The sequence below is a fragment of the Streptomyces sp. NPDC019890 genome, from assembly GCF_044903445.1.
In the GTDB taxonomy this organism is placed as follows: Bacteria; Actinomycetota; Actinomycetes; order Streptomycetales; family Streptomycetaceae; genus Streptomyces.
Map to the genome: position 1 here is coordinate 1 of NZ_JBJDQK010000039.1, position 8,206 is coordinate 8,206.

Here is an 8,206-nt window from a genome sequence, read left to right on the forward strand (position 1 = left end):
CCCCGGGCCAGGCCTTGTCGCCGTAGTCGTCGAGCACCACGATCCCGCCCGGGGCGACGATCTGCTCGACCCATTCCAGATCGGACCGCACCCCGTCCATGGAGTGATCGCCGTCCACCACGATCACCCCGTACTCCCGGTCGGAAACAGCGGCCCGTACCTCCGGATCACCCGAGAAGCCCTGCTGGATTCGCGCATCGATCACCGAACCGACGCCGCCGAGTGCCAGGTTGGCCCGTACGACGTCCTCGCGCACCGGCGTGCCGGTGGGATCCGCGCCCTGCGGGGCGGCGCCGGGCTGAAGCTGCGCGCCGGCCAGCGGATCGACGATCGTCAGATGCGGTTCGGTCCCGGACCGGTGCAGCATCCGTAGCAGTCCCGCGGCGAACATCCCGTACAGAGTGCCGATTTCGAGGACGTTGCCGTTCGGCGGGGAGAGCAGCGGCACCGTGGCGAGCTTTCCGCACACATTGGAGGTGGACCCGGCCAGCCTGCCCACGCCGAGTGACTCCAGAGCCACCACCGTGCGATAGGCGACGGTCACACTGCGACGGGCATGTTCACTGGCGTCCGTCACCCCCTGTACCTGGCGTACGAGAGTGTCGATCTGGGGGGCGGTGGGCATCCGGTGGGTGCCTCTTCCCGTCCCGTCCACGAGCAGAGACAGTCCGTACTGCGGGTTCTGCAGGGCGGCCACCTTTCGGTGGAGAGCGTCGACATCGGTCTGCAATGCCTGCGCGGCACGCGCCACATGCTGCTCGATGCGCCGTTCGATCATGGTGACGGCTAGGCTCAAGACCCACTTCGCCAGCCGGTTCCGAAGGAGAGAGGGCATGCCGGGAAGGTACGCCGCAGCGCCGCCCCGCGGGCCACGGCGGGATGCTGCGCAGGTGAAGTCCTGATGTCCGGGCAGCGGCGGAACTGTGACGTCGTCACGACGGAACGCCGCGCTCCACAGCGGGGCGACAACCGACCGGGTCCCGGTGAGAGCCGCGTACAGCTCCCACCGGGACCCGTGATGCACTAGAAGGTCAGGTTCCAGGCGTCGATCTTGCCAGTGTCCTGGGAGGCGAGGTCACGGACGCGCAGCTTCCACGTGCCCGCGGCCACTTCCGACGAGGCGTTCACGGTGTACGTCTTGGCGACGTTGTCCGTGCCGTCGTTGTTCGGAAAGTCCTCGAGCGTATAGACCGTGCCGTCGGGAGCCACGAGAGAGAGCACGAGGTCGCCGCGGTAGGTGTGCTTGATGTCCACGCCGACCTTGAGCGTGGCCGGGGCGTTGCCGCTGACCCCGGTCACAGTGAGCGGGGACTCCACCGTGGCGTTGTCGGCGATGGCCACGTCCACGGTGTTCTCGAAGTACGCGCCGGGCGGCGGTGTGCCGCCGACGGCCTTCAGCGCGTCGACCTGGCCCTCGCCGAAGAAACTGTTGTTGGCGGTCGTGCCCGTGCAGCGGCTGTCGGAGGGGCAGGCCGTGTCGGTGGCCTGGGCGGCCAGCTTGGCCCGGAGGTCCGCAGGCGTGGAGCCGGGGTTGGTGCTCGCCAGCAGCGCGGCCACTCCCGCGACATGCGGGGAGGCCATCGATGTGCCGTTCATGGTGCCGTATTTGCCGCCCGGCAGCGTCGAGTAGACCCCGGACGCGCCGTCGCCGCCCGGTGCCGCGATGTCGATGATGTTCCGGCCGAGATTGGAGTACGAGGCCTTGACGTTGCCATTGCCCATGGCTGCGACGGTCACCACGCCTGGCAGTTCGGTGGGGATGTCGATGCAGGCGTTGGTGATGGTGCGGGTGACGGGGGTCGAGTCGTTCGGGCTCGATGTGTCGGTCCGCTTGTTCGCCAGGTCGTAGTTGGAGTTGCCCGCGGCCGCGACCTGCAGCGAGCCCTTGCTCTCCGCGTACTCCTGGGCACGCCTGACGCCCTCGATGATCGCTGCCTGGTCCACGTCGTCCGGGCAGTTGAACATCCACGGGTCCGTGTAATAGCTGTTGTTGGTGACCTTGAATCCGTGGTCGCCGGCCCACATGAAGCCACAGACGGTGTTCTCGGCGAAGAACATGCTGGTGTTCGGCTCGGCGATGCGGACGGAGGAGATCTTGACGCCCGGGGCCACACCGATGACGCCCTTGCCGTTCTTGGCCGCCGCGATTGTGCCCGCCACATGCGTGCCGTGGTCGCCGACGGGGCGCCATGCGCCGGTCCTCGTGTCCGCCTTGCCGTAGGCGCAGGAGACGGAGTCGGCCGCATCGAAGTTGGGCGCGATGTCCTGATGCAGGTCGTCGACGCCGGTGTCGAGGACACCGACCTTGACCGCGGAGGAGCCGGTGGTCACGGCCCATGCCTTGTCGGCATTGATCTGGGTCATGTCCCAGCGGTTGGACTCGGTGAGGGTGGTCGTGGCCTGCCCGGGGGTGGGGGGAATTGCGGGGTTGTACGCGTCGGCCGGAACGTCCGAGGTCCGGGTGGCGCCGACCTGCTGGACCCCGCTGACGCCGCGCAGGGTGCCCGCGAAGGTCGTGGACGCCGAGTGCGCCACGATCACGCCGATCGCGTCGTAGTGCGCGAACACCGTGCCACCGTTTGCCGCGACGGCCGTCTGTACGGCCGATGTGTCGCCCGGTGCGGTGATGACCAGGTAGGCCCGGGTACCGGCGGCCCACGAGGCCGTGGGTGACGCGGACGCCGCGGATGTCCCCGCCGCGGTCGTCGCTGCCTGGGCAGCCCCTACGGGAGTTACCAACGCCACGGCCGCGCCGAGTGCAGCGGTGGCTACGACCGAGCGTCTCAGACGGCCGGATATGAGGGTAAGCAATGCATCCTCCGAGAGCCCGGCGGCGCTGGTGGCGCCGACCGGGCCGAGTGTGGGAAGTGGTGGACGCAAGATGTCAGACAATGGTCCCGGATGGAAAGGTTCCGATCACGCAAGTGCCCATCTCTGCCGGGCGATTGGCTCTTGGAGGTCGTCTCAACCCGTGACCGGCGATGCGTACATCCGTTGATGGAAGCCGGTCGAGCCCGGCACCCCTGGGGGTACCGGGCTCGAATCGAAGGGTCCTACGGCCCCTGGCCTGTGAGGTTCCGTCAGGAAGGCTTCGCCGCGGTCACGGCGGTGACGGTCACCTTGTTGTCGCACTCGGCGAAGAGCCCGTCCTCCAGTGCGACTTGGTGCGCCCCCGCCCCTGGCAGACCAACCACCAGCGTCGGGTACACGACGGGTTCGGAGCCGGACTTGCAGTAGCCGTCGCCCTCGCCCTGAACCTGGACGAAGGTCAGCTTCACCCATGCCTTGCCGCCGGGCGCCAGCCGCACCGGAGACGCCGATCCCGAGCGCGTCACCGTCAGCGGAGCGTTTTTCTGCGGTGAACCATTGCCTGCCCCCGCCACCGTCGGGTGGCCCTGCAGAGTGCACGCGTGCCCAGAGGTGTTGGCGAACTCGACGACCGCCGCACCGATGCCCGTGCCGTCAGGGCGAACAGCGGCCTGATATGCGCTCGCCTTCAGCCCCGTCCCCGGACAGGTTCGGGCCTCGTCCTCCGACGATCCGGTCCCCGAACCCGGCGCCGAGGGGGAAGCGCTCGCCGCCGGCATCGCCGATGTGCCCCCGTCGGCCGGCTTTGAGGCAGCAGAGTCCGGCGCCCCCGAAGAGCCTCCCGCCGCCGTCGGCGACCCGGACTCCGCTGCATCGCCGCCGCCAGGCTGGCACCCTGTCGCCAGCAGTGTGGCCGCCGACACCGCGACCATCGCCATCCCTGCTCTGCGGATGCTGTTTCCGTACTTCATAACGCCCCCCGATTGAGAAGTGGCCAGGTACCGGCCTCTCGCCGGCACTCGTCACTGCAGACAGCACCCGCCGACGTCAGGTTTCGGCCATTGATCGTCTGTGACACATCGGTGACAATGTCGGATCAATGCAATCACCCCGCGTCCCACCAGCATCGTCACGCCGTCAGCGCGCCTGCGGACGCCAGCCGGATGGCCCCGCCCGGTGCGGGCGGGGCCATCACTGTGATCTACCGGGACAGCATCCCGTGGGACACCGCGGCCGGCACAGGTGCGTAGCCCGTGGCCCGGGTGGTGAAGGTGCCCCGGCCCTGGGTCCGACTGCGCAGCCGGGACGCATAGCCGAACAACTCGGCCAGCGGCACGGTCGCGGTGACAACCGCTGTGCCGGCCCGCGCGGCCTGGCCCGAGACCCGGCCGCGTCGTGCCGCCAGGTCGCCGAGCACCCCGCCCACGGCGTCGTCGGGCACGGTGGCCGTGAGCTCAACCACCGGTTCCAGGAGCGCCATCACACTGGCCCGCAGTGCCTCCCGAAGTGCGAGCCGGCCTGCTGTCCGGAACGCCATCTCCGAGGAGTCCTTGGAATGGGTGGCTCCGTCGGTCAATGTGACCCGCAGTCCGGTCACCGGGTGGCCGCCGAGCGGACCCTCGGCCAGAGCATCCCGGCAACCGGCCTCCACCGCGCGGATGTACTCCTGCGGCACCCGTCCACCAACGACGGTCGACCGGAACACGAAGTCCCCTGCACTGCCACCGGCGTTGTCACCGGCGGCGTCGGCCGCAGTCTCCAGAGCATTCACGTCAAGGACGACGTGGGCGAACTGGCCGGCGCCTCCGTCCTGCTTGACGTGCCGGTACACCAGCCCGGACACCCCGCGGGCGACCGTCTCGCGGTAGGCCACCTGCGGTCGGCCGACGCCGACATCCAGCCCGTGGGCGCGCCGGATCTTCTCCACCGCGACCTCCAGATGCAGCTCGCCCATACCGGACAGCACCGTCTGGCCGGTCTCGGGGTCGGTCCGGACCGCCAGTGAAGGATCCTCCTCGACCAGCCGTGCCAACGCCGACGCCAGCCGGCCGGTTTCGAGGCTGCTGCGGGCCTCGACCGCCACGGAGACGACCGGATCGGCCACGATGGCCGATTCGAAGAGCAACGGCGCTGCGGGTGTGCACAGGGTGGCCCCGGCGCGGGCGGCCTTCAGGCCGACCACGGCGACGATGTCCCCGGCCACCGCCCGGTCCACCTCCGCGTGCCGGTCGGCCTGCACGCGCAGGATCCGGCCCACCCGCTCGGCGCGGTCCGCGCCCACGTCGAGCACCGCGTCTCCCTTCTGGATCGTTCCTGAATACACGCGCAGGTAGGTCAGCCGCCCCGTGGCGGTCGAATTCACCTTGAAGACCAGTGCAGCGAACGGCGCCGCCGGGTCGGCGACCCGCTCCTGCACCGTGCCGCGCAAGGTGCCCCGTACCGCCGGCACGTCCAGAGGCGACGGGAGGTAGGCCCCGACAGCCTCCAGCAGCGGCTCGATCCCGCAGTTGCGGTAAGCCGATCCGCACAACACCACCACGCCCTCACCACTACGGGTCAGGTCGCGCAGTGCTGCGGCCAGAGTCTGAGCGGAGACCGTCGACGCCGTGCAGAACTCCTCCAGCACGACCGGATGGAGTTCCGCCACAGCCTCCTCGAGCAGTCGGCGGCGGCGGTGCGCCTCTTCCCGCAGCGCGTCGGGCACCGGGCCCTCCTCGAACGTGTCGCGGCCGGCGCCCCACACCAGCGCGCGCATACGCAGCAGATCAACCACCCCGGTGAACCCGTCCTCCTGCCCGATCGGCAGCTGGACCACCAACGGGACCGTGTGCAGCCGCGTTCGGATCGACTCGACCGCCGTGTCGAGGTCGGCACCGGCACGGTCCAGCTTGTTGACGAAGGCGATCCGCGGCACTTGGTGCCGGTCGGCCTGTCGCCACACCGACTCGCTCTGCGGTTCGACCCCCGCGACACCGTCGAACACCGCTATCGCGCCATCAAGCACCCGCAGCGAGCGCTCCACCTCGTCGGAGAAGTCGACGTGGCCCGGTGTGTCGATCAGATTGATCCGGTGACCGTCCCAGTCGCAGCTCACGGCCGCGGCGAAGATGGTGATCCCACGATCGCGCTCCTGTGAGTCGAAGTCGGTGACGGTCGTCCCGTCATGGACCTCACCCCGCTTGTGGGTTGCGCCGGTGACGAACAGGATGCGTTCGGTGATGGTGGTCTTGCCGGCATCGACGTGGGCGAGGATGCCCAGATTTCGGACGTCGGTCAACGGACTGGTGAGATGACGTTGCAGGTTGGTACGCACGGCCCGAGGCCTTTCAGGGTGAATCGAGAACAGGGCGGCGCGATTTCCCGGACTGAACGGCCTGGAGCCAGGCCGGTTGAATCCCCTGATCCAGCGTGATCCCCTGATGCAGCGTCATCCCCAGAGATGCAGCGATGCCGCATCGGGATGTACTCGGCCAGTCGGGCGGACAGGGGTCAGGTGTTCGTCGCGGGCGTCCAGTGGCGGCCGCGCAGCCGACACCGGGCTCAGATAGACGTCAGGATCACGTCGTACCGTGACCGGGGAACGACGACAGCGGTGCGGTATCGCACGGTCGGGCTCCCCTCACTCGTCGAAACGCGCGCTGCGATGTTGTCGGCGCGCGAGACGACTGTAGTGAGCCCGGCGGGGCCCGGTCACCTGGTTTTCCGTCCCGCGCGGCGCGACTGGGAGTGACTTGACCCGTTCAAGGGAGTTCTGGGGCGGAGGAGACCCTTAAGCTGGCCCGAATGATCATCATCGAGCCCGGAGGAGCCCCTGTGACGCCAACCCCGCAGCAGCCCGCTACGCGCCCAACCACCAATCGGCGAGGCGCCGTTGTCGCGGCAGGCCTCCCCATCGCCGTCGTGGCGATGCTCGCCACGGCCGCCGGGCCTGCGGCGGCCGCCACGGTCGGCTCGTCCGGTGTGGGGGACCCGTATTTTGTCCTTGCTGGCAACGGCGGCTACAACGTCGGCCATTACGACCTCACCCTCGGATACGACCCGAAGACCCGTCACCTCGACGGACGGGCGGTCATCACGGCGCGGGCCACGCAGCGGCTGACCCGCTTCGACCTCGACCTGAAGGGGTTGAAGGTCACAGGCATCACGGTCAACCACGCCAAGGCGGCCTTTCGCCGCGATGGACAGGAACTGGTGGTCACCCCGAAGCACCCCATACGCAAGGGGCAGGAGTTCCGGACCACCGTCACCTACGCGGGCACGCCCGGGCCCGTCACCGACCCCGACGGCTCGCTGGACGGGTGGATCCCCACCGACGACGGGGCGTTCGTGGCCGGGGAGCCGCAAGGCGCCATGACGTGGTTCCCCGCCAACAACCACCCCAAGGACAAGGCCTCCTACGACTTCGCAGTCACCGTCCCCGCGGGACGCACCGCCGTCGCCAACGGTGTCTTCCGCGGGCAGAAAACGGCCCATGGACGCACCACTTTCCGCTGGCGGCAGACCGAGCCGATGGCCGCATACCTCGCCACGGCGACGGTGGGCACGTTCAAGGTCGAGCAGTACACCGCCCCCGGCGGCATCAAGGTCTACAACGCCGTCGATCCCCGTGAGGCGGCCGCCTCGGCGCCCGTGCTCAAGAAGCTGCCGTCCGTCCTGGCGTGGGAGAGCAAGATCTTCGGCCCCTACCCCTTCAAGGGCGCGGGAGCCATCGTGGACCGCGCCCCGCAGGCCGGATACGCACTGGAGACCCAGGCACGGCCCGTGTACGACCGGGCGCCGGACCTGAGCACCCTGGCCCACGAGAGCGCGCACCAGTGGTTCGGGGACTCCGTCTCCCTCACCACCTGGAAGGACATCTGGCTCAACGAGGGCTTCGCGACGTACGCCGAGTGGCTCTACGAAGAGCAGCACGGCGGCAAGAGCGCACAGAAGACTTTCGACTCGCTGTACGCCAGCCCGGCGAACAGCGAGTTGTGGTCGTTCCCGCCCGCCGACCCCGGGAGCGGAGCGCACATCTTCGATGCGCCGGTCTACTCGCGCGGGGCCATGGCCCTGCACAAGCTGCGCACGGCGGTCGGCGACAAGACGTTCTTCCGGATCCTGCGCACATGGGCGGCCGAGCACCGCAACGGGCACGGAACCACAGCGCAGTTCATCCGCCTGGCGGAGCGGCAGTCCGGCATGGACCTCGACAAGTTGTTCCACACCTGGATCGGCACAAAGGGCAAGCCGTCCCGCCCCTGAGCCTCCACCGGCACCGCGGAATCTGCGCCGGATTCCTTGCCTTCCCGATTGCCGGCCTGGGGCGCCGAGGGCGACCACGGAACGGCGGATGTTGCGCCATCTTCGACTGCGGCGCTGCCGACTGCTATGCAGGGGTGCTGTCTTCCGTCATGGC

At 69.1% G+C, this 8,206-nt stretch carries 5 protein-coding genes; 1 reads left to right on the forward strand and 4 read right to left on the reverse strand.

The window, feature by feature from the left end; all coding sequences use genetic code 11:
• The 4 genes from ACI2LP_RS33525 to fusA form a co-directional block, all read right to left on the reverse strand.
• A partial coding sequence (locus ACI2LP_RS33525; RefSeq protein WP_404728313.1) for a class I SAM-dependent methyltransferase occupies positions 1 to 835 on the reverse strand: 835 nt, incomplete at its 3' end.
• 188 nt (positions 836 to 1,023) lie between these two features.
• The gene (locus ACI2LP_RS33530) at positions 1,024 to 2,811 is read right to left on the reverse strand and encodes a S8 family peptidase (RefSeq protein ID WP_404728317.1); all 1,788 of its coding nucleotides are present in this window, start codon (positions 2,809 to 2,811) and stop codon (positions 1,024 to 1,026) included.
• A 269-nt stretch (positions 2,812 to 3,080) separates the two neighbouring features.
• Entirely contained in the window at positions 3,081 to 3,779 is a 699-nt protein-coding gene (locus ACI2LP_RS33535) for a DUF4232 domain-containing protein (RefSeq protein ID WP_404728314.1), read from the reverse strand.
• A gap of 230 nt (positions 3,780 to 4,009) precedes the next feature.
• Positions 4,010 to 6,121: an elongation factor G gene (fusA, locus tag ACI2LP_RS33540; protein WP_404728315.1), complete on the reverse strand. Its 2,112-nt coding sequence runs from the start codon at positions 6,119 to 6,121 to the stop codon at positions 4,010 to 4,012.
• 500 nt (positions 6,122 to 6,621) lie between these two features.
• Between fusA and ACI2LP_RS33545 the strand changes: the two genes are divergently transcribed.
• Entirely contained in the window at positions 6,622 to 8,052 is a 1,431-nt protein-coding gene (locus ACI2LP_RS33545; protein ID WP_404728316.1) for a M1 family metallopeptidase, read from the forward strand.
• The last annotated feature ends 154 nt before the right edge of the window (positions 8,053 to 8,206 follow it).